Consider the following 25369-nt stretch of genomic DNA (forward strand, 5'->3'; position numbering starts at 1 on the left):
ACAAAGGGGAGTGAGCTTCTATTGACGTCTGGAACACTCAGAAATGGCCGTGTGTCCTGATGTTGCCGATGACGTTGCGGGATCGCCGCTGGTCTCAGCCTGAGCTCATAAACCCGCCGGGGGATGAATGGCGATGAATCTGGCGATTCTACACCGCTGGCGTCAGGAGGGAATGGCGCAAAGCGTGCTTCCAGCGGTGACGCAGCGTGTGAGATGACGACCGGCAGGATTAATCGCTGCCCGGTTGCGCGATGGAATTTGCCTCGGAGCTTTTGCCGCGGCGGCTAATCTGGCTGTTCAACGCCAGTGCCACGCTGCTGAGAATGACGAAGCAGTAGCCCAGCGTAGATTGCAGATTCGCCGGACTCAGGCTGATCAACGCGCTGATCAAACCGCCGCAGATAAAGATCAGCGTACTGCCGGCCGACGCCGAGGTGCCGGCATTGTCGGGGAACATGCCCATTGCTCGGGAGGTGGCGGCCGGACGCGCGATAGTGGTGCCGGCGGTGCAGACCAGCATCGGAATCAGCACGGTGGCCGCTGCCAGTTCGAAGTTGGCTGCGAGATAGAGCATGATCAGTCCTGACAGCAGGATCAGGCTCAACCCGACGACAATCTGCTGACCCGCAGCGATCCTTCTACTGAGCACGGTGGCGATGATGCCGCCGACCACATATGCCGCACCGTAGATAAGCAGGATCAATGAAAAGTCATAGGCCGACATTTGCAGATGATCCATGAAAATCAGCGGTGAAATCACGATGAAAGAAAAATGGCAGGCAAACGCGAACGCCGAGATCAGCCAATAGCCGACGAAATCAAAATCGCCCAGCACGCGGCGATAGGCCTTGAGAAGTTTGTGCGAGTACCGCGGACGGCAGGACGGCTGTTATCCAGAAATAGCCACGCCTTGATCAATACCAGCGCCGCCAACACGGTGAAAACCCAAAAACTGCCGCGCCAGCCGAGGGTCGCCTGAAGAAACGTGCCGGCCAACGGGGACACCGAGATGAAGACCCCGGTGGCGGTGACCATCAGGATACGCAGGCGGTCACGTTCTTCACCTGCAAACAGATCCTGCACCAGTGCCTGAGACAGAACGAAACAGCCGCAACCCAATGCCTGCACCACGCGGAACATCAGGAACAGCGAGTAATCATTGGTCATCACACATCCCATGGCACCCAGCATCGAAACCGTCATGCCCGCGAGCAACAGACCTTTGCGTCCGATCACGTCGGACAGCGGGCCGATCAGCAATTGCGCAAATGCAATGCCGACGGCAAACAGGCTGATCGACAGTGCGATGTCTGCCGGCGTGCGACTGAAGTGTTCTGCCAGTGCCGGAAACGACGGTAGCAGGACATCCAGCGGAAACACGCCGAGCAAGACCATCGCCAACAGCAGACTGACCGCCGCACGGCGTTGCCCTGGAGTTACCGCAGATTGTCCGTCATCCATGGATCAGTCCTGCCTTGGCAAAAAGTGTCTGGTTTTGAGGCGACGCGAAAAATCCGGCTTTTCTCAGGGCGTCTAGCGTAGCGATGGCGCCAGAACGTGCGCGCAAGCGACAGGCTTGCTCAGTGGCCATGCCACCGACAATTTGCAGCAGCGCATTGTCGGCAATCCCGGCACCGCTCAGGCTTTGTTGCAGCCAAGGCTCATCGACCTCAAAGAATATGCCGATGATTTCCAGCAGCATTCTTGCGGTGAAGGTTCGCTGGCGGCTGTCGAGGCCGGGCCACAGGTGCTGAAACACCTCGGCGAAATACCGGCTGTGCCGGGCCTCGTCGGTGAGGTGATCGCGCAGCATCTCGCTGACATTGGATACCAGACTGTCGCGGCACACGTCGAGCAGCTCGCGAGCAATGATGGTTTCCGAGACGAAACCGAGCAGAAACCAAGCCAGTGATTTGTGCTTTTGCGGTGTGCGAGCGATCAGCGCGTTCATGCGGGTAATGCGTCGGGGCATCGCCGGACGGTCGCTGATGCCATAGAAGTCGGCAATCTGCTCGGCAACCTGACTGGAAAACAATGCGTGGTAGCCCTCGTCGGTGTACAGCTGCAGCGCAGCGGTTTTCATCTGTAACGGAACGGCGGCAGGCAGCTCGCCGTGGACAATCACTTCCACGGCGCGATTGACGATGCGGTGTTCGAGCAACGTGGTGTAGTCGAGAAAGTGCACCAGATGATTGGCTGTCAGCCGGTGCAAGACGCTGGGACCGGCTTGCTGGATGATCGGGTGCGCCAGATAAGGCAAGAATCCAGGGGGGAACCAATGGCGGGTTTTCAGTTGCAGCTCCACGTCGTCCGGCAACTGGTAGTCGTGGACACTGATGCGTACCGAGGCGCGGTTATTCCAGTCCCCGAGTGTGAAGCGCTGCGCTGCGTCCGGGACCTCCTTGAAGGCACTCACGGCTGCGCCACTTGCAGCAAGTCGCGCATTTCCTGACACATCGCCTGTCCATCGCTTGCACCGCAACCGACGAAGAATAATGGTTGTTCCGCGCTGCTCGAGGTTTTCAACAATGCTTCGACCTGATCATCGGCGAATGCACCGGTGAGCCAGGTGTTCATGCCAAGTGCTGTGGCCACCAGTTGGAAGGTCTGTGACAGATGCCCGGCTTCAACGAAGGCCATTCGATAAGCACGCGAATGCTGGTACTTCCACCAGAGACGATCAAAGCGGGCGGTGATGAACAGACCCAGCGGCAGGTTGTTGATGAAATGCTGGCCAGCCAGGAGATTGCCCAGCGGCTCGCTCGGCAATTGATCGACGAAGCTCAAGGCGTGCTCTGCGGGATGATAGGCGTAGACCCCGGGTGCCAGTCCATCGACGTGTTGCACCAGCAGAAAGCCGTTGCAGGCATTGAGACCGCCGCCGGAAGGACTGCTTCGGCGCGCACTCAGGCCTTCGGCAATGCTCGGGTCGCAAGCGCTATCGCGCTCGCGCAAATAGCCGAGGGTCAGGTAGAGCAGGGTGCCGACGTCTTGCAGGGAAATCGCGGCGCCAGTGAAGGAACGGCAGGTTTTTCTCTGCATCAGCGCGTTCCGAAAACTGTCGTTGTTCAGCGCGGCGAGTGCGGGTAAAGCGATAAGGTCTCGCGGAGAATGATCCGCGCGAACTGGCGCAGCAGGTGAAGTGGCTAGCACCTCTGTGCAATGTTCCAGATATTGCCTGGACCATTCTTGAATATTTTGTGGGGTATGTTCGCAGGGAATATTTTGCGTGCCGATATGATAAATCTTCGACAGTTCATCCCAGCCCCAGGCAGGGCAGTCAATTTTAGATGTGGTCAGTATTTGTGCATCTAAAAGTTCTGTATCAATAATGTTATTGATATCAAACAAGTTCGGGTTGTTAATGAGTTGTGCCAGGCGAGTGGAGTAATTCAGATCAAGTTCATGTTGCGTGTGATCTTTGTAGTTCCAGACTATTTGGCCGGGTGTGCAGGGCAATATGAATAAATAAGGATTTATGTGCATGTTCATACAAGGCGCTCTGGATTGGGTATAAGGCGCTGGGGCGCCGGCCGTCCCCAGCGTCTCTATTGCTTAGCGGGCTTTAGGCGCAACCAGAAAAGCCAGGTTTGCGATTTTGCCGGATTCCAGAGTAATTGCTTTCATGTGTGAACTCCTTGTTCATTGATTAGTTGAGCCACCTCGTGGTGACAACTCAATCATAGTTTGTAATGGATTAATGGCGAGCAGATATTGAGTAGGAATATTCCAGTAATTTTGTCGGAGTGATCTTTGGTTTGGAATAGTTGTGTCAGTTAAATATGAGTAATTAACAAATTTAAGGAAATGTCCTGCACGCCATCAGGACGACTAGTGTAGGAACACAAAGTAGTAAAAAGCAGAAAGGGAGCCCGCAGGCTCCCTTTCTGGTGTCATCAATCCCGCAGGAATCAGCTGTTAGGCAGCAGGCGGCAGGTGATGCTCTTGATGTAGCGGGTTTCGGCAATCGCCGGGTGCACCGGGTGATCCGGGCCCTGACCGCCACGCTCCAGCAACTGAATATTACGATCCAGGTGACGGGCGCTGGTCAACAGGATGTTCTGCAGGTCGTCTTCCGGCAGGTGCATCGAGCACGAAGCGCTGAACAGAATGCCGTCCTTGGTGAGCAGGCGCATGGCTTGCTCGTTCAGACGACGGTAAGCGCCTTCGCCGTTTTTCATGTCCTTCTTGCGTTTGATGAATGCAGGCGGATCGGCAACGATCACGTCGAAGCGTTCTTCGCTGGCTTTCAGCTCTTTAAGGGCTTCAAAGACGTCGCCTTCGATGCAGGTCATTTTCTCGGCAACGCCGTTCAGCGCAGCGTTGCGCTCAACGCCGTCAAGGGCGAAGGCCGAAGCGTCGACGCAGAACACTTCGCTGGCGCCGAATGCGGCAGCCTGCACGCCCCAGCCACCGATGTAGCTATAGAGGTCGAGCACGCGCTTGCCCTTGGCGTAAGGCGCCAGGCGCGCGCGGTTCATGCGGTGATCGTAGAACCAGCCGGTTTTCTGACCCTGAATCACCGGGGCTTCGAATTTCACGCCGTTCTCTTCCAGCGCAACCCACTCCGGCACCAGGCCGAATACGGTTTCGACGTAGCGGTTGAGGCCTTCGGCATCACGCGCAGCGGAGTCGTTCTTGAACAGAATGCCGCTTGGCTTGAGCACTTGGGTCAGTGCAGCAATCACGTCATCTTTATGCGCTTCCATGGTCGCGGAGGCGATCTGCACCACGAGGATGTCGCCGAAACGGTCGACTACCAGACCCGGCAGCAGGTCGGAATCGCCGTAAACCAGGCGATAGAACGGCTTGTCGAACAGGCGATCTCGCAGCGAGAGAGCGACGTTGATGCGGTGCACCAGCAGCGACTTGTCCAGCGGCAGCTTGATATCGCGCGACACCAGACGAGCGCAGATCAGATTGTTCGGGCTCATCGCGACGATGCCCAGCGGCTTGCCGCCGGCAGCTTCGAGGATGGCCTGGTCGCCGGCCTTGAAGCCGTGCAATGGCGTGGCAGCCACGTCGATTTCGTTGCTGTAGACCCACAAGTGGCCGTTTCGCAGGCGTCGGTCGGCGTTGGCTTTGAGGCGCAGGCTAGGCAGGGACATGACGTCGCTCCGGAAAAAAGAGCGGGAGTATACCGTGTTGCGCCGCGTGCAGGTTCGGCGCAGGACATGCGGCATCCGGGGCGGCCCGCAAATCGGGTCAGGCGAAATCCTCGGCATGGTCTTGAATGAAAGTTTTGCGCCGATCTGCCGCTCATTTGTCGCCTGTCGGTTTTTAGCGGTTAGAATCGCCGCCTGTCCCAGAGTGTGTACTTATGTCCCAAGAGCTGACCACCGAACAGATTCAACAATCCCTGCAAGGCATCAGCGTGCCGGCGCAGCCGCAGATCATGGTGGATCTGCAAATGGAGCAATACATGCCCGACCCGGACCTGGAGGTGATCGCCAAGCTGATCGCCCAGGATCCCGGCCTGTCCGGTGCGCTGCTGAAAATCGTCAACTCGCCGTATTACGGCTTGAGCAACAAGATCACCTCGATACAGCGCGCAGTGAATCTGCTGGGCAGCCGCTCGATCATCAACCTGATCAACGCGCAGTCGATCAAGGGCGAAATGAATGACGACACCATCGTCACCCTCAACCGTTTCTGGGACACCGCCCAAGACGTGGCGATGACTTGCCTGACCCTGGCCAAGCGCATCGGCACTCAGGCTGGCGACGAAGCCTACGCCTTGGGTCTGTTCCACGATTGCGGCGTGCCGTTGATGTTGCAGCGCTTCCCCAACTACATGCAGGTGCTGGAAAAGGCTTACGCCAATGCCAGCGCCGAATGCCGGGTGGTGGATACGGAAAACAGCGAATTCAACACCAACCACGCCGTGGTCGGCTATTACACCGCCAAATCCTGGCGCCTGCCGGAACACGTCAGCGCGGCGATTGCCAATCACCACAATGCGCTGGCGATTTTCACCGATGAGTCGTCGCGCAACAGTCAGATGAAGAACCTCTTGGCGATTCTGAAAATGGCCGAGCACATCTGCGCGTCGTATCGGGTGCTGGGCGGTCAGACCGAAGACTTCGAATGGAAGGCTGTCGGGCCGCTGGTGCTCGATTATGTCGGCCTGTCGGAATACGATTTTGAAACCCTGAAACAAACGATCCGCGACCTCGGCGCGCATTGATTCGAGAAGCCCATGCCTGAATTGCCGGAAGTCGAAACCACCCGTCGCGGCATCGCCCCGCATCTGGAAGGCCAGCGCGTCAGCCGGGTGATCGTGCGCGACCGGCGGCTGCGCTGGCCGATCCCGGAAGACCTCGATGTGCGCCTGTCCGGGCAGCGCATCGTGCTGGTAGAGCGGCGGGCCAAGTATCTGTTGATCAAGGCCGAAGTCGGTACGTTGATCAGCCACTTGGGCATGTCTGGAAATTTGCGTCTGGTCGAGGCCGGGCTGCCGGCGGCCAAGCATGAGCATGTGGATATCGAACTCGAATCCGGTCTGGCGCTGCGTTATACCGATCCGCGACGCTTCGGCGCGATGCTCTGGAGCCTCGATCCGCTCAATCACGAATTGCTGATCCGCCTTGGGCCGGAGCCGTTGACCGATCTGTTCGACGGCGAAAGGCTGTTCCAGCTGTCGCGCGGGCGCTCGATGGCGGTCAAGCCGTTCATCATGGACAACGCGGTGGTGGTCGGCGTCGGCAATATTTACGCGACCGAAGCGCTGTTTGCCGCCGGGATCGACCCGCGCCGCGAAGCCAAGAGCATTTCCCGCGCGCGCTATCTGAAACTGGCGATCGAGATCAAACGCATCCTGGCGGCGGCCATCGAGCGCGGCGGCACCACATTGCGCGATTTCATCGGTGGCGACGGTCAGCCGGGGTATTTCCAGCAGGAGTTGTTTGTCTATGGCCGCGGCAACGAGCACTGCAAAGTCTGCGGCACCGGTCTGCGCGAAATGAAGCTCGGGCAACGCAACAGCGTCTGGTGCCCGCGCTGCCAGACTTGAGCGCAAACGGCTGAAAAAGTCCTACGGTCTATAGTGAGTTGTCTCACTGTTCAGCCCGAAGGATCGCGCCATGAAGTGCTTGCAAGCCCTGTTTCTCGCAGCGCTGCTGTGTTCCAGCCTGGTAGTTCAGGCCGCGGAAAGCGGTAGCGGTGATCCGCGTTACACCATTCAGAATCCACCGGCCTACGCCATGCTCGGCGACTTGCTGATTGCTCGCCCGTTATTGGTAGCGGCAACGGTGATTGGTGCGGGGGCGTTTGTCGTGTCGCTGCCGTTTACCGCGCTGGGTGGCGGGATTGGCGATGCGGGACAGGCGTTGGTGGTCGAGCCGGCGAAAGCGGCTTTTGTGCGGTGTCTGGGCTGTATCGGGGAGGGGTTTGAGCAGCGTGAGTGAGCTGATCAGATTTGGTGGTGTTGCTGAGGGCCCCATCGCGGGCAAGCCCGCTCCCACAGGGTCCCGTGTAATACATAAATTTTGTGAGCACCACAAATCTCTGTGGGAGCGGGCTTGCCCGCGATGGCGTCGGAACAGACGCCGAGGGATTCAGGCCTTGCCGGTAATCTTGTGGTACTTCTCCAGCAACTGTTCAGCAGTCTCCGGATGCGCTTCGTCCAGCGGAATGCAATCCACCGGGCAGACCTGCTGGCACTGCGGCTCGTCGTAGTGACCGACACACTGGGTGCACAGGTTCGGGTCGATCACGTAGATCTCTTCGCCTTGGGAGATCGCGGCGTTCGGGCACTCGGGTTCGCAGACGTCGCAGTTGATGCAATCGTCGGTGATGATCAGGGACATGCTTGCTCCAGCCGGGGCGCATGGCCCGGGCACTATCTATCAATGCGCGCAATTGTGCCGCATTGACGCCCGCAGTGCACGCGGGCGCCGTTTCAACGGTCGCTACTTCTTGAAGCGTTGGGTCAGCGCGTCAGCCACCACCGGGTGCACGAACTTGGTGATATCACCGCCAAGCGCCGCAATTTCCCGCACCAGCGTCGAGGAAATGAACGAGTAACGCTCGGACGGGGTGAGAAACAGGCTCTCGACGTCCGGGGCCAGTTGGCGGTTCATGTTGGCCAGCTGGAATTCGTATTCGAAGTCCGACACCGCGCGCAGCCCACGCAGGAACACGTTGGCATTCTGCTCTTTGGCGAAATGCGCCAGCAGCGTCGAGAAGCCGACCACTTCCACGTTCGGCAGGTGTTTGGTGACCTCGCGAGCCAGTTCCACCCGTTGTTCCAGCGGGAACAGCGGGTTTTTCTTCGGGCTGGCAGCGACGGCAATGATCACGTGATCGAACAGGCGCGAGGCGCGTTCGACCAGATCGCCATGGCCCTTGGTAATAGGGTCGAAGGTACCTGGGTACAACACTCGGTTCATCGCGTCGTCCTGGCGGGAGTCCGTTGGGGAGTCGGATGGTATCGCAGCCGTCCCGGTCGGGAAAGTCGCCTGTTGGGTAAGAAAGCACTATAGACGTCAGGAATTTTCTGCTTTTTCACGAATTTCTCAGCCGTTCGGCGAGGGACGTCGCCAGTTGCGCCGTCAACCCGTACACGGACAACTGCGGATTGGCGCCGATGCTGGTGGGGAACAGTGAGCCGTCGTGGATCGACAGATTGCGCAGTTGATGATGGCGACCGAGGCTGTCAGCGACAGCGGTTTTCGGGTCTTCACCCATCGCGCAACCACCCATGACGTGGGCACTGCCCAGACGCGTGCGATACAGCTCAAGGCTCAAGCCGTCGATCAGACTGCGGGCCTCGGCCAGGCTGTTCACGTAACGCGCGTCGGCGTGCATCGGCATTACCGCTTTGGCGCCGCCGGCGAACTGGATCTCGGCCATGCTGTGAAAGGCCCGGCGCAAACCGTCCCAGGCGTAGGGCGAAACCTGATAATCGAGGACCGGCGATCCGTCGCCGCGCAGTTCGACACTGCCACCGGGGCTGTCCGGATGAAAGCCGTCGCGCAGCAACGCGAGCATGGCGTGGGTGTGCGGCAGGTCGGCCATGTGCCGTGCGCTTTGCTCGCCGAAACCACCGAGCAATGTGGCGGCGAGCGCCGGGTGCAGCGGCGGCACTTCGAGTTTGTAGGCCATGTGCCCGGTGGCACCGTCCTTCCACTGGAAATGGTCGGAGTAGATCGACTGCGGCGCGCCGTAAAACGGGTTGATCACCTCGTCGAACAGCGCGGCAGACATGTTCACCAGATGCAGAAAAGTGCGCTTGCCCAAGCTTTCGTGCGGATCTGGCGCATCCGAACGCAGCAGCAACGCCGGGCTGTTGATACCGCCACCGGCCAGCACGTAATGCCGCGCTTTGACCGTGATCGTACGGCCGGTCGATTCGACACAGCGCTCGTCCATCGCCACGCAGTGCAGGCCGGTAACCTTGTCGCCACTGATCAACAGCTTTTCGGCGCGCGCCAGGTAAAGCAGTTCGCCGCCCTTTTCCAAAGTAGCGGGAATGGTCGTGACCATCATCGATTGCTTGGCGTTGGTCGGACAGCCCATGCCGCAGTAGCCGAGGTTCCAGCAGCCGCGCACGTTACGCGGGATCACGTGCCAGCCGTAGCCGAGTTGCTCGCAGCCTTTGCGGATCACGTCATTGTTGGCGTTCGGCGGTACCATCCACGGCGCGACGCCGAGGCGTTGTTCCATTTTCTCGAACCACGGTGCCATCTCGGCGACGCTGTGACCTTTGACGTTGTGCTCCCTGGCCCAGTGTTCGAGGGTCGGTTCCGGAGTGCGAAAGCTTGAGGTCCAGTTGATCAACGTGGTGCCGCCGACCGCACGGCCCTGGAGGATGGTGATCGCGCCGTCCTTGCTCTGACGGCCGATGCCTTCCTGATAGAGGCTGCTGTAGGCCTGATCTTCCATCATCTTGAAGTCGCTGCTGGTTTTCAGCGGGCCTTCTTCGATCAGCAGCACTTTATAGCCAGCGGCGCTGAGGATTTCCGCCGTGGTGCCACCACCGGCACCGCTGCCGATGATCGCAACGTCGGCTTCCAGCGTCAGGTCGTCGGTGAGTTGCGCGCCGTTGTAGGTTTTCCAGCCACGGGCGAGGCCTTCGCGGAACGGGTCAGGTACGGGCATCGATCAGATTCTCTTATTATTTTTGGAGTGCGGCGCAGCTGTTAAACAGTCGGCGGGCCGGGATAAGCGCAATGCGCCCAGGATTCGCTGCGGGCGTACCAGGCCATCATGACCATTTGCAGCAATGAGCTGTGGCCCATGCGCAACAGGCTCAATGAGCTGTTTTGCCAGCGCTGCAGAAAGTGACTCATCGCCTCGGGGCTGGCGTTTTCCCAACTGCCCCAGATTCCGGTCAATGGCCCGCGCGTCACGGCCATGCCCAGCACGTCGAACAACTGCCGGGTGAGCTTGAGCATTTCCGGCGACAGGTGATCAAGGCTGCGATCCATAGATTTCAGCGTGCCATCGACGGCCGCAGGCATGGCCGCGCTGGCCACGGCACCCTCAAGCATCACCGGAATCAACGCCCGCAGAAACAGCAGATCGCCGCTGCGTAACGTGACAAATCCATTGGCCGCGACGCTCGACGAGCAGCCGCTGAGGCTGGCACCAAGGCCAGCGGTGGCGAGAAACGCGCTGGCGCCGAGGCTGAATTTCAGCAGGCCACGGCGCGACAGTGCAGGTGTTTCGGTCAGGCTTGGGTGCATTATTTTTATTACCCGGCGGCGACGTTAACGAATGAACAGTTTCTGGATCAGCTTCTGAATGGCTTTGCCGTAAGGCGGATAAATCAATTTGGCCGCGTTGAAGCGCTGTTTGACCAGCACGCCTTTGGCCTTGCTGAAGGTCAGAAATCCTTCGTGGCCATGGTAGTGACCCATGCCGGAAGGGCCGACGCCGCCGAACGGCATATCGTCCTGCGCCACATGCAGCAGCGTGTCGTTGAGGCACACGCCGCCGGAATGGGTTTCGTGCAACACGCGCTGTTGTTCGCGTTTGTCGTAGCCGAAGTAGTAAAGAGCCAGAGGTCGTGGCCGCTTGTTGATGTAAGCGAAAGCCTGATCGAGATCCTGATACGGCACGATCGGCAGCAACGGGCCGAAGATTTCGTCCTGCATCACCAGCATCTCGTCGCTGACATTCAGTAACAGGCTGTGGGCCATGCGTCGGCCCTGTCCCTGATCGAACAGCGGAATCAGCAGCGCACCCTTGCTGGTGGCGTCGCTCAGGTAACTGCTGAGCCGCGCCAGTTGGCGATCATTGATGATTGCCGTGTAGTCCGGGTTGTCGGCGAGCGTCGGATAGAACCCGCGTACGGCCTGTCGATAGGCTTCGACAAAGGCGCCGACGCGGTCTTCCGGCACCAATACGTAGTCCGGCGCCACGCAAGTCTGCCCGGCGTTGAGGGTCTTGCCGAAGGCGATGCGCTCGGCGGCGTCCTTCAGCGGAACATCGCGGGAGACGATGGCTGGCGACTTGCCGCCCAGCTCGAGCGTCACCGGTGTGAGGTTTTCCGCCGCCGCGCGCATCACGTGTTTACCGATGCTGGTAGCGCCGGTGAACAGCAGGTGATCGAAGCGCAACCGCGAGAAGGCCACGCCGATATCGGCCTCGCCGAGCACCACGCAAACCAGATCTTCGGGGAAGATCCGCCCCAGCAATTCCTTGAGCAACAGGCCGGTGGCTGGGGTCGATTCGCTGAGTTTGAGCATCACCCGGTTGCCCGCCGAGAGCGCCCCGACCAGCGGGCCGATGGCCAGAAACAGCGGGTAATTCCACGGCACGATGACGCCGACCACGCCTAGCGGTTGGTAAATGACTTTGGCCGAGGCTGGCTGAAAAGCGATCCCTACCTTGCGTCGCGACGGCTTCATCCAGCCCTTGAGATTACGGCTGGCGTAGTGGATGCCGTGCAGGCTCGGCATCAGTTCGGCGAGCAGCGTTTCATCAGCGCTGCGGTGGCTGAAATCGGCGCTGATCGCCTCGACCAAGGCTTGCCGTTCATTGCTCAACAGCTCACGCAGAGACTTGAGCCATTGCTGGCGTTGCGCGGCGGGCGGCATCGGGTTGGCGGCGTAGGCGGCCCGTTGCGCATCGAACTGACGGTTGAGTTCTTCCAGCGGCTGTTGCAACGTTTGCAGGTAGGCAATATCGGCAGTCATCGTCGGCTCCGGTTTTTGTTGTAATGATGAACTTTTTAGAGTCGATGCTCTAGAAAGTCAAATGACTTCCTTGCGCGCGATGGTTTTATCCAATTCCGGATAGGTCGTAAGATGCCCCTCAACGCACTCTGAATTAAAGCTCAAGCCATGGCCCCACGGATCAAAACCAGCGAGCGCATCGTGCAGAACAGCCTCGAACTGTTCAATCAGCAGGGCGAGCGCAGCATCAGCACCAATCACATTGCTGCCCACATGGAGATTTCTCCGGGCAATCTGTACTACCACTTCCCCAACAAGCAGGCGATCATCGCCGTGCTGTTCAGTGAGTACGAAAGCCTGGTGGACAGCTTCCTGCGCCCGCCACAGGGCCGCCCGGCGACGGTCGAGGACAAGCGCTTCTACCTCAAGGAGTTGCTGTCGGCGATGTGGCGCTACCGGTTTCTGCACCGCGACCTTGAGCACTTGCTTGATAGCGATTCGGAGTTGGCCGCGCGTTACCGGCGCTTCTCTCAGCGCTGCGTAATCCAGGGCGCGGCGATCTATGAAGGCTTCGTCGCCGCCGGGATCCTGAAAATGGATCGGGTGCAGATTGAATCGCTGACGCTCAATGCGTGGATCATCCTCACCTCGTGGGTACGTTTTTTGTGCACCACCCGCGAGAACTCCAATCACCTCAGCGAGCAGGCCATCAAGCGTGGCGTGTATCAGGTGCTGGTGCTGGAAGCCGGGTTCGTCACCGATCAGGCGCGTGAAGCGGTCAATGCATTGTTCGAAGAATTTTACGTGCCGCTGGCGCAGGCCCTCGAAGACAAACCGTAAACGTATTCGCCCACAGGAGTCGTCCGCTATGCCGATTGCGCAACTGATCAGCCCGCAAGCTCTGGATGCCCGCAAGGATCAGCCGGGGTTGGTGATTCTCGATTGCCGCTTTGCTCTGGAAGATCCGGACTATGGCCAGCGCAGCTATGCCGAAGGGCATATCGCCGGGGCGAGTTACGCCGATCTTGAGCGCGACCTCAGCGGCAAGGTGATCAAGGGTGTGACCGGACGCCATCCGCTGCCCGAACCGGTCGAGTTGGTCGAGCGTCTGCAAGCGTTCGGCATCAATGCCGACAGCGACGTGGTGCTGTATGACGACGGCCCCGGTGCTTTTGCGGCGCGCGCATGGTGGTTGCTTGCGTGGCTGGGCAAGCGTGACGGCGTGTTGATTCTCGATGGTGGGCTCAAGGCCTGGCATGCGGCGGGTTTGCCGCTGAGCCTCGACGCGCCTTCCGGGACTCGCGGAAATTTCACCGGACAGCCGGACATGAGTTTGTTGCTCAGCGCCGAACAACTGCAGCAACGCCTCGGTCAGCCAGCGCTGACCCTGCTCGACGCGCGCGCACTGCCGCGTTTCAAAGGCGAAGTGGAACCGATTGATCCGATTGCCGGGCACATCCCCGGCGCGCAGTGCGCGGCGTTCAGCGACAACCTCGACAGCGACGGACGTTTCCTGCCAGCCGATCAGCTCAAGCAGCGATTCGCGGCGAAGCTCGCCGGGCGCTCGCCGAATGATCTGGTGGCATATTGCGGTTCCGGGGTGACCGCGTGCCACAACCTGTTCGCGCTGTGTCTTGCCGGTTATCCGCTGGGATCGCTGTACGCCGGGTCTTGGAGCGAGTGGATCAACGAGCCTGCGCGCGGTGTCGCCACCGGCGAATAAACGTCCGTCAGCCACTGGGGAATGCGTCTTTCAAGGTAATAACCTGGCTGACGCACGGTGCCGTCGACGAAGCCGACATGCCCGCCTTTGGCCTGCAGTTCAAACTGCGTCGACGCTGACAGTTCGCTGGCCTGCGGCAAGCTGTGCGGGAACACGAATGGATCGTCCGCCGCCTGAATGATCAGGGTCGGCGTGCGGATTTCGCCGAGGAAATAGCGGCTCGATGCGCGGCGATAGTAATCCTCGGCATCGACGAAGCCGTGCAGCGGTGCGGTGATCCTGCCGTCGAAATCCCAGAAGGTGCGCATGTTTTCCAGTGAGCCGAGCGCCGCCAGCGCGGCGAGTCCATCTTCACGACCGTCATGCTGGAACTGGCGTTGCTTGTTCTTGATGTAGGCGACCATCTCGCGCATGAAGTGCGCCTGATAGACCTTGGAAAAGCCTTGGCCGATTCGATCTGCACACTGGTCAAGACGAAACGGTACCGACACCGCCACCGCGCCGAGCACGCCACTGTCAGCACCGGTTTCCCCCAAATGCTTGAGCAACACGTTGCCGCCCAGCGAATAGCCGACTGCATACAGCGGCGCCAATGGCCGTTTGGCCTTCAGATGTCTGATCGCTTCGGCAAGGTCTTCGCTGGCGCCGGAATGGTAGCTGCGCGGCAGCAGGTTCGGCTCGCCCGAGCAGCCACGCCAGTTCAGCGCAACACTGGCCCAGCCTTGCGCGGCCAGTGCGGGCTGGATTCCGGCGATGTACGGCGAATTGGATGAACCGGTCAGCCCGTGCAACAGCAGCACCAACGGTGCTTCGGCGCTGTGCGGGCCGTGCCAGTCGAGGTCGAGGAAATCACCGTCGTCCAGCCACAGCCGTTCGCGCTCGCGATCAAGGTGTACGGTTTTGCGCCACAGCGGCCCCCACAAGGTTTGCAGGTGCGGATTGCCGAGGCCGAAGGCGGGGCGGAACGGATCTGAAGAAGGGGACACGATTGCTCTCGATGCAGAGGCGACCAGATCGCTTTTGTGGCGAGGGAGCTTGTCGGATCGCCGCACCGTCCCGCTGGGTCGCGAAGCGGGCCTTTTCTACCTGATAGAAGAAGGGGCCTGCTGCGCAGTCCAGCGGGACGGTGCGGCGATCCGACAAGCTCCCTCGCCACGGTTTGTTCTCAAGCTTTAGGTTAACCGGCGATCTCTGCCGTACGTTGCCACAACGCGTAGTACACCCGCCCGGATTTCTGCTCGCGGTGCAGGCGCCAGTTGCCCGGCAGGCCGAGGGTCGATGGCGCGTTTTCGCTTTCAGTGTAGATCCACGCATCCGGTGCCAGCCACTCGCGCTCTTCGAGCAAGGTGCATACGACTGGCAGCAGGTTCTGGTTGAACGGTGGGTCGAGGAACACCAGATCGAACGCGCTGGCAGTCTGGGTTTCCAGATAGCGCAGGGCGTCGGCGGTCTGTACCTGACCTGTGGTGCAACGCAGGGTGCCAAGATGTTCTTTCAGGCTGGAGACCGCGATGTTGCTCGCGTCCAGTGCCTGGCCCATGGCTGCGCCGCGCGACAGCGCTTCAAGAAACAGCGCGCCGCTGCCGGTGAACGGATCCAGCACCTTGGCCCCGGCCACGTACGGCGCGAGCCAGTTGAACAGGGTTTCGCGCACGCGATCCGGCGTCGGGCGCAGGCCCGGCGCATCGGGGAAGCTCAGCTTGCGGCTGCCCCATTCACCGCCAATGATGCGCAGCTGGTTCACACCGTTGTGTACGTTGTGCACAGGTTTTTTTGGACGAGTAGCCATTAATGCTCCGGAACCCCGAGCGGTTGCTCGGCAGGTTTATCAGATGGGGCCGGTAACGGCTTTTGCGGCACGGTCGGGCCAGCGGTGACGATGACCAGTTTGTCCGTGCTCAAGTGTTTGTTCAGTGCGCTTTTGACTTGTTCGACGGTCAGGCTCTGGGACTGACGCATGAAGTCATCCAGATAGTTTAGCGGCAGGTTGTAAAAGCCCATCGCGCCGAGCTGACCAACGATGTCGGCATTGCTCGCGGTGGACAGCGGGAAGCTGCCGGCCAGTTCGCGTTTGGCGTCGTCGAGTTCTTTCTGGGTCGGGCCGGTTTTCAGGTAATCAGCGAGCACGTCCTGCACCAGTTTCAGGGTGCCTTCGCTCATTTCCGCGCGGGTCTGCAGGTTGATCATGAACGGGCCGCGCGCTTGCATCGGGCTGAAACCCGAATACACGCCGTAGGTCAGGCCACGCTTCTCGCGCACTTCGCTCATCAGCCGCGTACCAAAACCGCCACCGCCGAGGATCTGGTTGCCCATCGACAACGCCGCGTAGTCCGGGTCGTCACGGTCGATACCCAGTTGCGCGATCATCAGGTTGGTCTGTTTCGATGGAAACTCGATGTGACCGACGCCGGCTTTCGGTTCAACCGGATCAGCGATTTTCGCCAGCGCCGGGCCTTTCGGCAGGGCAGCGGAGATCTGCTTGGCAATCGCTTCGGCATCGGCGCGGGACAAATCGCCAACCAACGCGATCACCGAGTTACCGGCCGCATAAGCCTTGGCATGGAACTCACGCAGTTGCGCCTGGGTGATTTTCGGCACGCTTTGCGCGCTGCCGTCGCTGGAATGCGCGTACGGGTGATCGCCGTACAGACGCTTCATCAGCTCGAGGCTGGCGAGTTTGCCGGGGTTCTGTTTCTGATATTCGAAACCGGCGAGCAGCTGATTCTTGATGCGCGCGAAGGAATCGTCAGGGAAGGTCGGCTGGCCCACCACGTCGCTGAACAGCTTCAGCGCCGGTCCACGTTGCTCAGGCGCACTCAGGCTGCGCAGCGACGCGAGGGCCATGTCCTTGAATGCGCCGTTGCCGAAATCGGCACCGAGGCTTTCGAAGCCTTCAGCGATGGCGCTGACGTCCTTGCCGGTTACGCCTTCATTGAGCATGGCGTTGGTCAGCACCGCCAATCCCGGCGCGTTGCCGTCCTGGCTGCTGCCGGCGGCGAAGATCAGGCGCAGGTCGAACATCGGCAGTTCATGGGCTTCAACGAACAGCACCTTGGCGCCTTCGGCGGTGTTCCAGGTCTGCACGTCGAGTTTGCGGCTGCTCGGCGCCTTGCCGTCGAGTTCGGCCAGCGATTGCAGTTTCTGGCTCGACTTGGCTTTGTCCAGCGCCTCGCTGGCGGTGCTCTTGTCGCTTGGTACCAGGTAGAACGCGGCGGCGCCGAACACTGCGACGGCAATCAGCCCGAGCAGCAGGCGTGGGGTTTTACGCTCACTCATGAGGCGTCTCCAGTGGCAGAACATGGGCGACGCTGAGACGTTCGCGGGTGAAATACAGCTTGGCGGCGTTCTGGATGTCTTGCGGGGTGACGCTTTCCAGATCGGCGAGTTCGGTGTCCATCAGCTTCCACGACAGACCAACGGTCTCCAGTTGACCGATGGCGGTGGCCTGGCTGGTGATCGAGTCACGCTCGAACACCAGACCGGCGATCACCTGCGCTCGCACGCGTTGCAGCTCTTCAGCGGAAGGCGCGGTGGTTTTCAGCTGCTCGAGCAGTTTCCACAGGCCGGCCTCAGCCTGGGCCATGGTTTTTTTCTTCTGGGTGTTCGGTGTGGCGGACAGGGTGAACAGGCTATCGCCGCGCGTGTAGGCGTCGTAGCTCGACGAACCGCCGGACACCAGCTCTTCGCCGCGCTCCAGTTGAGTCGGGATGCGTCCACTGTAGCCGCCATCAAGCAGCGCCGAGATCAGGCGCAGAGCGTTGACCGAGCGTTTGTCTTCAGCGGTGGCGATGCTCGGCACGTTGAAGCCAAGCATCAGGCTCGGCAACTGCGTCTGCACATGCAGAGTGATTTGGCGTTCGCCGGGCTCGGCCAGTTCCAGCGGTTGCTTGGCTGGCGGTACGTCACGCTTGGCGATGGGGCCGAAATAGCGTTGGGCGAGAGTTTTCACTTCGTCCGGGGTCACGTCGCCGACCACCACCAGCGTGGCGTTGTTCGGCACGTACCAGGATTGGTACCAGTGGCGAAGTTCTTCAACCTTCATCCGGTCGAGGTCGGCCATCCAGCCGATGGTTGGCGTGTGGTAGCCGCTGGCCGGGTAAGCCATGGCCTTGTAGCGCTCGTAAGCCTTGGACATCGGCTTGTCATCGGTGCGCATGCGGCGCTCTTCCTTGATGACTTCGATTTCCTTGGCGAACTCGTCGGCCGGCAGGCGCAGGTTGGCCATGCGGTCGGCTTCGAGTTCGAAGGCTACACCCAGACGGTCACGGGCCAGCACTTGGTAGTAAGCCGTGAAGTCGTCGCTGGTGAAGGCGTTTTCTTCGGCGCCAAGATCGCGCAGGATCAGCGAGGCTTCGCCGGGGCCAACCTTGTCGCTGCCCTTGAACATCATGTGCTCAAGCGCGTGGGACAGACCGGTCTGGCCCGGGGTTTCGTAACTGGAGCCGACCTTGTACCAGATCTGCGAAACCACCACCGGTGTGCGATGATCTTCGCGCACGACGACCTTCAAGCCGTTGTCGAGGGTGAATTCGTGAGTCGGTTGCGGGTCGGCTGCCAAGGCCGAAAGGGGCAGGCAGACTGTGCTGAGCAGCAGGCCTGCGGCGCGGCGGGCTAGAGCATTCATTCGTTTTTAAACCTGTTGGGCTGCCCGCTTGGTCTTAGCGTCAGCGGGCGAGAGGGTGCTAGGATACTGATCCGTTTTACTGGCGGCCACGCCTATGAGTCCACTTATCGGTCTATAGGTTGTACGGGTTACCGGCAGAAGCTTTGAGTTTCTCAGCTAAACTCGGCGTTTTCGCCGACGATGCCGCTCCAGTCCTTCGTATTTACAGACCTTTGAGGTGCCTGTGGCGCCTCGACAAAATGTTGCGCGTGAACAAGCTGAGTGAATAACAGTCTGTTCTGCATCGAATATTCAATTGCCGGGGCGCCCATGGGCGCGTCGCCACCGTGAGATAGCCGTCCTCCATGTTTGGTTCCAACGACGACAAGAAGACCCCAGCTGCGGCTGGCGAGAAGAAAAGCCTGTTCGGATGGCTGCGTAAGAAACCGCAGGAACCCGTCGTCGAACAGCCGCCTGCGATTCCTGAGCCAGCTCCTGAGCCTGCTCTTATAGAAGAAGCGCCGGCGCCGGTTGTGCTGCCGATTACCGAGCCAGTGTTGCAACCGGTGGTCGCGGCAGAGCCTGAGCCTGGAGTGGCCGCCGAGCTGCCGCTGACGCCAGTTGCCGAGCCTTGGTTGACCTTGCCGGTGGCGGAAGAGCCAGTGGCGCTGGTTGAAGAAGCTGCACCGCATGTGACGCCGACGATTCCTGCGCCAGTCGTTGAGGCCGCGCCTGTTATCGCCGAGCCTGAGGAGGTTGCTCCGGTCGTCGAAGTGCCTGCGCCTGCACCCGTTGTCATCGCTGAGCCGGTAGTCGTTGCAGTTGAAGTGCCAGTCGAGTCCGCCGTCGAAGCACCGCGCACAGAGGAAACCAAGGCCGGTTTCTTCGCCCGTCTCAAGCAAGGTCTGTCGAAGACCAGCGCGAGCATCGGCGAGGGCATGGCCAGCCTGTTCCTTGGCAAGAAAATCATTGATGACGAGCTGCTCGACGACATTGAAACCCGCCTGCTGACTGCGGACGTTGGCGTCGAAGCGACTTCGGTGATCATCCAGCGCCTGACGCAGAAGGTCGCCCGCAAGGAGCTGGCCGACGCCGACGCACTGTACAAATCGCTGCAAGCCGAGCTGGCGGCGATGCTCAAACCGGTTGAACAGCCGCTGAAGATTTCTTCGCAGACCAAGCCGTTTGTGATTCTGGTGGTTGGCGTCAACGGCGCCGGCAAGACCACCACCATCGGCAAATTGGCCAAGAAGCTACAACTGGAAGGCAAGAAAGTCATGCTGGCCGCCGGTGACACCTTCCGTGCCGCTGCGGTCGAGCAATTGCAGGTGTGGGGCGAGCGCAACAAGATTCCGGTGATCGCCCAGCACACCGGCGCCGACTCGGCTTCGGTGATCTTCGACGCCGTGCAAGCCGCCAAGGCCCGTGGCATCGATGTGTTGATCGCCGACACCGCCGGTCGTCTGCACACCAAAGACAACCTGATGGAAGAACTGAAAAAGGTTCGCCGGGTGATCAGCAAGCTCGACGCGGATGCGCCGCACGAAGTGCTGCTGGTGCTCGATGCCGGCACTGGCCAGAACGCCATCAACCAGGCCAAACAATTCAACCAGACCGTCGAACTGACCGGTCTGGCGCTGACCAAGCTCGACGGCACCGCCAAGGGCGGGGTGATTTTCGCCCTGGCCAAGCAGTTCGGCCTGCCGATCCGCTACATCGGCGTCGGCGAAGGCATCGACGATTTACGTACCTTTGAAGCAGAACCCTTTGTCCAGGCATTGTTTGCCGAGCGGGAGCGTGCATGATTCGTTTCGAACAGGTCGGTAAGCGCTACCCGAACGGTCACGTCGGCTTGCATGAGCTGAGCTTTCGAGTGCGCCGCGGTGAGTTCCTGTTTGTCACCGGCCACTCCGGTGCCGGTAAATCCACGCTGTTGCGTCTGCTGCTGGCGATGGAGCGCCCGACCAGCGGCAAATTGCTGCTCGCCGGGCAAGACCTGAGCACCATCAGCAATGCGCAGATTCCGTTTCTGCGTCGGCAGATTGGTGTGGTGTTTCAGAATCACCAGCTGCTGTTTGATCGCACGGTGTTCAACAACGTCGCGCTGCCGTTGCAGATCCTCGGTTTGTCCAAAGCCGAAATCGCCAAACGTGTGGATTCGGCGCTGGAGCGCGTCGCGCTGTCGGATAAAACCGATCTGTACCCCGGCGACCTGTCCACCGGACAGCAACAGCGCGTCGGCATTGCCCGCGCCATCGTTCACCGTCCGGCCCTGCTGCTGGCGGACGAACCGACCGGTAACCTCGACCCGCGTCTGGCGGCGGAGATCATGGGCGTGTTCGAAGACATCAACCGTTTGGGCACCAGCGTGCTGATCGCCAGTCACGACCTGGCACTGATCGCACGCATGCGCCACCGCATGCTGACCCTGCAACGTGGCCGATTGATTGGCGACGGGGAGGCTGCGGAATGAGTGCGACACGTAGCCCCAAGGTTTCCGAACGCGTGGCCCCGAAAGCCGCCGATCCGCAACCGCCGAAGAAGAAAAAGCACGACGATGACGACGGCCCGGACTTCGCAACGCTGTTCCGCGCCTGGGTCGAAAGCCATCGCGCCAGCCTGCTCGACAGCCTGCGTCGTCTCGGCAAACAGCCAATCGGCAGCTTCTTCACTTGCATGGTGATGGCTGTTGCGCTGAGTTTGCCAATGGGCCTGTCATTGCTGCTGAACAACGTCGAACGTCTCGGCGGTTCATGGCAACGTGCGGCGCAGATCTCGTTGTATCTGCAACTGGATGCGAGTCCGGAGCAGGGCGAGAAGCTGCGCGAACAGATCAAAGGTATGCCTGGCGTTTCTGATGCTGAATATGTCGGCAGTGATCAGGCGCTGGAAGAGTTTCAGCAACAGTCCGGACTGGGCGAAGCCCTGCGCGAGCTGCCTGAGAACCCGCTACCCGGTGTAGTTCTGGTAACGCCGAACGAAGTCGACAAGACCACGCTGGAAGCATTAAGACAAAAACTTTCCGAGCTGCCCAAGGTACAGCAGGCACAACTTGATCTAGTCTGGGTCGAGCGTCTGGCCGCCATCCTCAAGCTCGGTGACCGTTTTGTCTTCGGTCTGACGGTGCTTCTGGTGTCTGCATTACTTTTGGTGATAGGCAATACCATTCGTCTTCATATTGAAAACCGCCGCACCGAGATAGAAGTGATTAAACTCGTCGGCGGCACTGACAGCTATGTGCGGCGTCCTTTCCTTTATATGGGCGCACTGTATGGCTTCGGTGCGGGGCTGTTGTCCTGGGGTGTATTGGCGTTTGGTCTGGACTGGCTGAACGATGCGGTGGTTGGCCTGGCCGGTTTGTATGGCAGTGATTTCGCGCTGGCCGGAGTGCCAGTTGCCGACGGTCTGTCGCTCTTGCTTGGCGCGGTGCTGTTGGGTTATATCGGTGCATGGATTGCAGTCGCACGCCACCTCAGGGAGCTGGCGCCGAAGTAGAATCTTTTTTGCGCGTGATTGACCTCACGGTTTTTTAGGGAACTCGTACTTGAATTCCCGGTCAATTTTTCGCAGTGCTGAGAAGCACGAGTATGTAAGTCGGAGGTTTTTTCGTATGACCAATTCTTTGCAACCTGCGTACGCGTTGGTTCCAGGCGCAAACCTGGAAGCCTACGTGCACACCGTCAACAGCATTCCATTGCTGACGCCGGAGCGGGAGCGTGAACTGGCCGAGAGTCTCTATTATGAGCAGGATTTGGGGGCGGCTCGGCAGATGGTGCTCGCCCACCTGCGGTTTGTTGTACACATTGCCCGTAGCTACAGCGGTTACGGTCTGGCTCAGGCTGACCTGATCCAGGAAGGCAACGTCGGCCTGATGAAGGCTGTGAAGCGTTTCAACCCGGAAATGGGCGTGCGTCTGGTGTCCTTCGCGGTGCACTGGATCAAGGCCGAGATTCACGAGTTCATCCTGCGCAACTGGCGGATCGTGAAAGTCGCGACCACCAAGGCTCAGCGCAAGCTGTTCTTCAACCTGCGCAGCCAGAAGAAGCGTCTGGCCTGGCTGAACAACGAGGAAGTCCACCGTGTGGCGGAGAGCCTCGGTGTCGAGCCGCGTGAAGTGCGTGAGATGGAAAGTCGCCTGACCGGTCATGACATGGCCTTCGACCCGGCTGCAGAAGCCGATGACGACAGTGCTTTCCAGTCGCCGTCCAACTATCTGGAAGACCACCGGTATGACCCGGCCCGTCAACTGGAAGATGCCGACTGGAGCGACAACTCCAATCACAACCTGCACGAAGCTCTGGAAGTGCTGGACGAGCGCAGCCGCGACATTCTCTACCAGCGCTGGCTGGCGGAAGAAAAAGCCACGCTGCATGACCTGGCGCAGAAGTACAACGTGTCGGCCGAGCGTATTCGTCAGCTCGAGAAGAGCGCGATGAACAAGCTCAAGTTGTCGATCGCCGCATAACCGGCGCCTCGGCAATGAAAAACGCCCCGATCATCACTGATCGGGGCGTTTTTTTATTCGCGTATTTCTGGGGCTGCACCAATCCCTGTGGGAGCTGGCAAGTCAGCTCCCACAGGGATTTCGAAAGTTTGGAAGATGTGTGCCCGGCTATTGGGTCCAAGGCGCCCGTCGCGAATCATTGAGCGTCAGCAAATAGCTGTCCCCACCCAACTGGCTCATCTGCTGACGAATCCACCCGGCGCGGCGCGACACGTAACCGGTCGGATGGCTCGCGCTCCACACTCGTGGATTCGGCAGAACTGCCGCCAGATAACTCGCCTGCTGCCGTGACAGTGACTTGGCGCTCACGCCAAAGTGATGTCGCGCTGCCGCTTCTGCGCCAAACACGCCGTCGTCCCACTCGACGCTGTTCAGATACACCTCGAGAATCCGCTGCTTGGGCCAGAACACTTCGATCAGCGCGGTGAACCAGGCCTCCAGACCTTTGCGCAGATAGCTGCGACCCGACCACAAAAACAGATTCTTCGACACTTGCTGACTCAAGGTGCTGGCGCCGCGAATCGAACCGCCCAACTCGTTGTGCGCCAGTGCCGCCTGAATCGCGCGCAGATCAAAACCCCAGTGCTCAGGAAATTTCTGATCTTCGCCGGCAATCACCGCAACCTTCAGGTCATCGGAGATTTCATCCCACGGCTTCCAGTTGCGTTGCAGATCAATCGGCTCGCCATCGACCCACGATTCAATTTTGCGCTCGACCATCAGCGCAGTGCCCGGTGGCGGCACAAAGCGAAACACCAGCACCAGCAACACGCTGGCGCCCGCGAACCAGAGCAGGGCCTTGATGAAACGGCGGAAAATTAAACGCAGCATAGAGATGGCTTGGCCGAACCCGTGGAGCGGGCCATTATACAGACCCTGCCGACCGAGTCTGACTGGAGTTCCAAATGCTGCGTGGCTTTCTGATGCTGGCCGCTTTTTTCGGTTTCACTGGCGTCGCCCTCGGCGCTTTTGCCGCTCATGGCTTGAAAAACCGCCTGACGCCCGAGTACCTGGCGATCTTCCACACTGGCGTCACCTATCAACTGGTGCACGCACTCGCGCTGTTTGGCGTAGCGCTGCTGGCCACGCAGATTCAGGGTCGGCTGATCACTTGGGCAGGGATTTCGTTTGCCGTCGGCATCCTGCTGTTCTCCGGCAGCCTGTACCTGCTGACTACCATCGGCATTGGCAAACTCGGGATCATCACCCCGTTCGGTGGCCTGGCATTTCTGATCGGCTGGATATGCCTCGGCCTGGCCGCCTGGCGTTTGCAGTAACCGCTTGACGCTTGGTGCTGACCTTTGGGTCATGAACGGGCTAGAATGCCAGCCCCTAAAAATGATGGCGGCATCCGGCATGCGCATTCAGTTGAACGGCGAATCCCTTGAACTGCCCGACGGTGAAACCGTTGCGGCCCTGCTGACCCGTCTGGATCTGACCGGACGCCGGGTGGCGGTCGAACTCAATCTGGATATCGTCCCGCGCAGCCAGCACGCCGACACCGCGCTCAACGACGGCGACAATGTTGAAGTGGTGCACGCCATTGGCGGTGGCTAATCATCTGGCCTAAATCGGCCGAGAATCTGCAAGACCCTCACCCCAACAGAGGATTTCCCATGAGCATCGTTCGTAGCGACAAGCCTTTTGTACTGGCCGGTCGTACTTACCAGTCGCGTCTGCTGGTCGGTACCGGCAAGTACCGTGACATGGAAGAAACCCGCGTGGCCATCGAAGCCTCGGGTGCCGAAATTGTCACGTTCGCCGTGCGCCGCACCAACCTTGGCCAGATCAAGGGCGAGCCGAACCTGCTCGAAGTGTTGTCGCCGGATCGCTACACGTTCCTGCCGAACACCGCCGGGTGCTTCGATGCGATCGAGGCCGTGCGTACTTGCCGCCTGGCCCGTGAGCTGCTCGATGGGCACAATCTGGTGAAGCTGGAAGTGCTGGCCGACCAGAAAACCCTGTTCCCCAACGTGATCGAAACCCTCAAGGCCGCCGAAGTGCTGGTCAAGGAAGGCTTCGACGTGATGGTTTACACCAGCGATGACCCGATCATCGCCCGGCAACTGGCGGAAATCGGCTGCATCGCGGTGATGCCGCTGGCCGGTCTGATCGGTTCGGGTCTGGGCATCTGCAATCCGTACAATCTGCAGATCATCCTCGAAGAAGCCAAAATTCCCGTGCTGGTGGATGCTGGTGTTGGTACTGCTTCCGACGCCACCATTGCGATGGAGCTGGGTTGCGATGCGGTGCTGATGAACTCGGCACTCGCCCACGCGCAGCAGCCAGTGATGATGGCTGAAGCCATGAAACACGCGATCGTCGCGGGCCGTCTGGCCTACCTCGCCGGCCGCATGCCGAAAAAACTCTATGCCAGCGCCTCTTCGCCGCTGGATGGTCTGATCAAGTAAGAGCTA

Annotated in this window: 25 protein-coding genes and 1 pseudogene; 12 read left to right on the forward strand and 14 right to left on the reverse strand. The window is 60.0% G+C overall.

Features of this window, described 5'->3' with window-relative positions; translation table 11 throughout:
• Nucleotides 1-229: 229 nt before the first annotated feature.
• From ACP7EE_RS05155 to ACP7EE_RS05170, 4 genes and pseudogenes are all read right to left on the reverse strand, one after another.
• Nucleotides 230-1395 (reverse strand): annotated as a pseudogene (locus ACP7EE_RS05155) (MFS transporter).
• A gap of 58 nt (nt 1396-1453) precedes the next feature.
• The gene (locus ACP7EE_RS05160) at nt 1454-2416 is read right to left on the reverse strand and encodes a diiron oxygenase (protein ID WP_426205271.1); all 963 of its coding nucleotides are present in this window, start codon (nt 2414-2416) and stop codon (nt 1454-1456) included.
• Nucleotides 2413-3486 carry a SagB family peptide dehydrogenase gene (locus tag ACP7EE_RS05165; RefSeq protein ID WP_426233839.1) on the reverse strand — a complete coding sequence of 358 codons (1074 nt, stop codon included), beginning with the start codon at nt 3484-3486 and terminating at the stop codon, nt 2413-2415. Before ACP7EE_RS05165 ends, ACP7EE_RS05160 begins: the two co-directional genes overlap by 4 nt.
• A 425-nt stretch (nt 3487-3911) precedes the next feature.
• Nucleotides 3912-5108, reverse strand: coding sequence for a class I SAM-dependent rRNA methyltransferase (locus tag ACP7EE_RS05170; protein WP_420647382.1), 1197 nt, complete (start codon nt 5106-5108; stop codon nt 3912-3914).
• A gap of 266 nt (nt 5109-5374) precedes the next feature.
• Here ACP7EE_RS05170 and ACP7EE_RS05175 point away from each other — a divergent pair, with 266 nt between their 5' ends.
• The 3 genes from ACP7EE_RS05175 to ACP7EE_RS05185 all read left to right on the forward strand — a co-directional run bounded on the left by ACP7EE_RS05175 (nt 5375) and on the right by ACP7EE_RS05185 (nt 7406).
• Nucleotides 5375-6187 (forward strand): HDOD domain-containing protein, encoded by an 813-nt coding sequence (locus tag ACP7EE_RS05175; protein ID WP_426233840.1) that lies wholly within the window; start codon nt 5375-5377, stop codon nt 6185-6187.
• A 12-nt stretch (nt 6188-6199) separates the two neighbouring features.
• Entirely contained in the window at nt 6200-7012 is an 813-nt protein-coding gene (mutM, locus tag ACP7EE_RS05180) for a bifunctional DNA-formamidopyrimidine glycosylase/DNA-(apurinic or apyrimidinic site) lyase (RefSeq protein WP_420647381.1), read from the forward strand.
• A 70-nt stretch (nt 7013-7082) separates the two neighbouring features.
• Complete coding sequence (locus ACP7EE_RS05185; protein WP_426233803.1) at nt 7083-7406, forward strand: multidrug transporter; 324 nt, start codon at nt 7083-7085, stop codon at nt 7404-7406.
• Between the two features lie 150 nt (nt 7407-7556).
• Here the strand turns inward: ACP7EE_RS05185 and ACP7EE_RS05190 are convergent, their stop codons facing one another.
• From ACP7EE_RS05190 to ACP7EE_RS05210, 5 genes are all read right to left on the reverse strand, one after another.
• Nucleotides 7557-7808 (reverse strand): YfhL family 4Fe-4S dicluster ferredoxin, encoded by a 252-nt coding sequence (locus ACP7EE_RS05190; RefSeq protein ID WP_420647379.1) that lies wholly within the window; start codon nt 7806-7808, stop codon nt 7557-7559.
• A 102-nt stretch (nt 7809-7910) separates the two neighbouring features.
• On the reverse strand, nt 7911-8390 hold the full coding sequence (coaD, locus tag ACP7EE_RS05195; RefSeq protein WP_123426410.1) for a pantetheine-phosphate adenylyltransferase: 480 nt from the start codon (nt 8388-8390) through the stop codon (nt 7911-7913).
• Between the two features lie 115 nt (nt 8391-8505).
• Entirely contained in the window at nt 8506-10101 is a 1596-nt protein-coding gene (locus ACP7EE_RS05200; protein ID WP_426233804.1) for a GMC family oxidoreductase N-terminal domain-containing protein, read from the reverse strand.
• A gap of 41 nt (nt 10102-10142) precedes the next feature.
• Nucleotides 10143-10688 (reverse strand): twin-arginine translocation pathway signal protein, encoded by a 546-nt coding sequence (locus ACP7EE_RS05205; RefSeq protein WP_426233805.1) that lies wholly within the window; start codon nt 10686-10688, stop codon nt 10143-10145.
• 24 nt (nt 10689-10712) lie between these two features.
• On the reverse strand, nt 10713-12143 hold the full coding sequence (locus ACP7EE_RS05210; RefSeq protein WP_426233806.1) for a coniferyl aldehyde dehydrogenase: 1431 nt from the start codon (nt 12141-12143) through the stop codon (nt 10713-10715).
• Nucleotides 12144-12290: 147 nt separating this feature from the next.
• On the opposite strand from ACP7EE_RS05210, the gene ACP7EE_RS05215 reads away from it, so the two are divergent.
• Both ACP7EE_RS05215 and ACP7EE_RS05220 read left to right on the forward strand, forming a co-directional pair.
• Nucleotides 12291-12962 (forward strand): TetR/AcrR family transcriptional regulator, encoded by a 672-nt coding sequence (locus ACP7EE_RS05215; protein ID WP_426205266.1) that lies wholly within the window; start codon nt 12291-12293, stop codon nt 12960-12962.
• 28 nt (nt 12963-12990) lie between these two features.
• A complete protein-coding gene (locus tag ACP7EE_RS05220; protein WP_426205265.1) occupies nt 12991-13845 on the forward strand; it encodes a sulfurtransferase in 855 nt (284 codons plus the stop codon).
• Here the strand turns inward: ACP7EE_RS05220 and ACP7EE_RS05225 are convergent.
• The 4 genes from ACP7EE_RS05225 to ACP7EE_RS05240 all read right to left on the reverse strand — a co-directional run bounded on the left by ACP7EE_RS05225 (nt 13764) and on the right by ACP7EE_RS05240 (nt 18469).
• Nucleotides 13764-14831, reverse strand: coding sequence for a hydrolase (locus ACP7EE_RS05225; protein ID WP_426233807.1), 1068 nt, complete (start codon nt 14829-14831; stop codon nt 13764-13766). The two genes, ACP7EE_RS05220 and ACP7EE_RS05225, sit on opposite strands and share 82 nt — an antisense overlap.
• A gap of 191 nt (nt 14832-15022) precedes the next feature.
• The gene (gene rsmD, locus ACP7EE_RS05230) at nt 15023-15634 is read right to left on the reverse strand and encodes a 16S rRNA (guanine(966)-N(2))-methyltransferase RsmD (protein ID WP_426233808.1); all 612 of its coding nucleotides are present in this window, start codon (nt 15632-15634) and stop codon (nt 15023-15025) included.
• Nucleotides 15634-17121, reverse strand: coding sequence for a M16 family metallopeptidase (locus ACP7EE_RS05235; RefSeq protein WP_426233809.1), 1488 nt, complete (start codon nt 17119-17121; stop codon nt 15634-15636). The genes rsmD and ACP7EE_RS05235 overlap by 1 nt, the downstream gene beginning before the upstream one ends.
• Nucleotides 17114-18469 (reverse strand): M16 family metallopeptidase, encoded by a 1356-nt coding sequence (locus ACP7EE_RS05240; protein WP_426233810.1) that lies wholly within the window; start codon nt 18467-18469, stop codon nt 17114-17116. The genes ACP7EE_RS05235 and ACP7EE_RS05240 overlap by 8 nt, the downstream gene beginning before the upstream one ends.
• A gap of 344 nt (nt 18470-18813) precedes the next feature.
• Between ACP7EE_RS05240 and ftsY the strand changes: the two genes are divergently transcribed.
• The 4 genes from ftsY to rpoH all read left to right on the forward strand — a co-directional run bounded on the left by ftsY (nt 18814) and on the right by rpoH (nt 22913).
• The gene (gene ftsY / locus ACP7EE_RS05245) at nt 18814-20253 is read left to right on the forward strand and encodes a signal recognition particle-docking protein FtsY (RefSeq protein ID WP_426233811.1); all 1440 of its coding nucleotides are present in this window, start codon (nt 18814-18816) and stop codon (nt 20251-20253) included.
• Nucleotides 20250-20921, forward strand: coding sequence for a cell division ATP-binding protein FtsE (ftsE, locus tag ACP7EE_RS05250; protein WP_095057385.1), 672 nt, complete (start codon nt 20250-20252; stop codon nt 20919-20921). The genes ftsY and ftsE overlap by 4 nt, the downstream gene beginning before the upstream one ends.
• Nucleotides 20918-21943 (forward strand): permease-like cell division protein FtsX, encoded by a 1026-nt coding sequence (gene ftsX / locus ACP7EE_RS05255; RefSeq protein WP_426233812.1) that lies wholly within the window; start codon nt 20918-20920, stop codon nt 21941-21943. Before ftsE ends, ftsX begins: the two co-directional genes overlap by 4 nt.
• A 115-nt stretch (nt 21944-22058) precedes the next feature.
• On the forward strand, nt 22059-22913 hold the full coding sequence (gene rpoH, locus ACP7EE_RS05260; protein ID WP_420647366.1) for an RNA polymerase sigma factor RpoH: 855 nt from the start codon (nt 22059-22061) through the stop codon (nt 22911-22913).
• Between the two features lie 147 nt (nt 22914-23060).
• On the opposite strand, the gene mtgA is transcribed toward rpoH, so the two are convergent.
• Complete coding sequence (gene mtgA, locus ACP7EE_RS05265) at nt 23061-23783, reverse strand: monofunctional biosynthetic peptidoglycan transglycosylase (RefSeq protein ID WP_426233813.1); 723 nt, start codon at nt 23781-23783, stop codon at nt 23061-23063.
• A gap of 74 nt (nt 23784-23857) precedes the next feature.
• Here mtgA and ACP7EE_RS05270 point away from each other — a divergent pair, with 74 nt between their 5' ends.
• From ACP7EE_RS05270 to ACP7EE_RS05280, 3 genes are all read left to right on the forward strand, one after another.
• Nucleotides 23858-24229 carry a DUF423 domain-containing protein gene (locus ACP7EE_RS05270; RefSeq protein WP_420647364.1) on the forward strand — a complete coding sequence of 124 codons (372 nt, stop codon included), beginning with the start codon at nt 23858-23860 and terminating at the stop codon, nt 24227-24229.
• Nucleotides 24230-24308: 79 nt separating this feature from the next.
• On the forward strand, nt 24309-24509 hold the full coding sequence (gene thiS / locus ACP7EE_RS05275) for a sulfur carrier protein ThiS (protein ID WP_162184594.1): 201 nt from the start codon (nt 24309-24311) through the stop codon (nt 24507-24509).
• Between the two features lie 59 nt (nt 24510-24568).
• On the forward strand, nt 24569-25363 hold the full coding sequence (locus ACP7EE_RS05280; RefSeq protein ID WP_426205257.1) for a thiazole synthase: 795 nt from the start codon (nt 24569-24571) through the stop codon (nt 25361-25363).
• Nucleotides 25364-25369: the final 6 nt, after the last annotated feature.

This window comes from Pseudomonas sp. TWP3-2 (assembly GCF_049897765.1).
GTDB lineage: Bacteria > Pseudomonadota > Gammaproteobacteria > Pseudomonadales > Pseudomonadaceae > Aquipseudomonas.

Coding starts and splice junctions, on each gene's coding strand:
- mtgA (WP_426233813.1), bottom strand. CDS start 23,783: ATGCTGCGTTTAATTTTCCGCCGTTTCATCAAGGCCCTGCTCTGGTTC.
- mutM (WP_420647381.1), top strand. CDS start 6,200: ATGCCTGAATTGCCGGAAGTCGAAACCACCCGTCGCGGCATCGCCCCG.
- ACP7EE_RS05205 (WP_426233805.1), bottom strand. CDS start 10,688: ATGCACCCAAGCCTGACCGAAACACCTGCACTGTCGCGCCGTGGCCTG.
- ftsE (WP_095057385.1), top strand. CDS start 20,250: ATGATTCGTTTCGAACAGGTCGGTAAGCGCTACCCGAACGGTCACGTC.
- rpoH (WP_420647366.1), top strand. CDS start 22,059: ATGACCAATTCTTTGCAACCTGCGTACGCGTTGGTTCCAGGCGCAAAC.
- ACP7EE_RS05215 (WP_426205266.1), top strand. CDS start 12,291: ATGGCCCCACGGATCAAAACCAGCGAGCGCATCGTGCAGAACAGCCTC.
- ftsX (WP_426233812.1), top strand. CDS start 20,918: ATGAGTGCGACACGTAGCCCCAAGGTTTCCGAACGCGTGGCCCCGAAA.
- ACP7EE_RS05235 (WP_426233809.1), bottom strand. CDS start 17,121: ATGAGTGAGCGTAAAACCCCACGCCTGCTGCTCGGGCTGATTGCCGTC.
- ACP7EE_RS05170 (WP_420647382.1), bottom strand. CDS start 5,108: ATGTCCCTGCCTAGCCTGCGCCTCAAAGCCAACGCCGACCGACGCCTG.
- ftsY (WP_426233811.1), top strand. CDS start 18,814: ATGTTTGGTTCCAACGACGACAAGAAGACCCCAGCTGCGGCTGGCGAG.
- ACP7EE_RS05165 (WP_426233839.1), bottom strand. CDS start 3,486: ATGCACATAAATCCTTATTTATTCATATTGCCCTGCACACCCGGCCAA.
- ACP7EE_RS05240 (WP_426233810.1), bottom strand. CDS start 18,469: ATGAATGCTCTAGCCCGCCGCGCCGCAGGCCTGCTGCTCAGCACAGTC.
- ACP7EE_RS05270 (WP_420647364.1), top strand. CDS start 23,858: ATGCTGCGTGGCTTTCTGATGCTGGCCGCTTTTTTCGGTTTCACTGGC.
- ACP7EE_RS05190 (WP_420647379.1), bottom strand. CDS start 7,808: ATGTCCCTGATCATCACCGACGATTGCATCAACTGCGACGTCTGCGAA.
- rsmD (WP_426233808.1), bottom strand. CDS start 15,634: ATGGCTACTCGTCCAAAAAAACCTGTGCACAACGTACACAACGGTGTG.
- ACP7EE_RS05185 (WP_426233803.1), top strand. CDS start 7,083: ATGAAGTGCTTGCAAGCCCTGTTTCTCGCAGCGCTGCTGTGTTCCAGC.
- ACP7EE_RS05210 (WP_426233806.1), bottom strand. CDS start 12,143: ATGACTGCCGATATTGCCTACCTGCAAACGTTGCAACAGCCGCTGGAA.
- thiS (WP_162184594.1), top strand. CDS start 24,309: ATGCGCATTCAGTTGAACGGCGAATCCCTTGAACTGCCCGACGGTGAA.
- coaD (WP_123426410.1), bottom strand. CDS start 8,390: ATGAACCGAGTGTTGTACCCAGGTACCTTCGACCCTATTACCAAGGGC.
- ACP7EE_RS05220 (WP_426205265.1), top strand. CDS start 12,991: ATGCCGATTGCGCAACTGATCAGCCCGCAAGCTCTGGATGCCCGCAAG.
- ACP7EE_RS05200 (WP_426233804.1), bottom strand. CDS start 10,101: ATGCCCGTACCTGACCCGTTCCGCGAAGGCCTCGCCCGTGGCTGGAAA.
- ACP7EE_RS05280 (WP_426205257.1), top strand. CDS start 24,569: ATGAGCATCGTTCGTAGCGACAAGCCTTTTGTACTGGCCGGTCGTACT.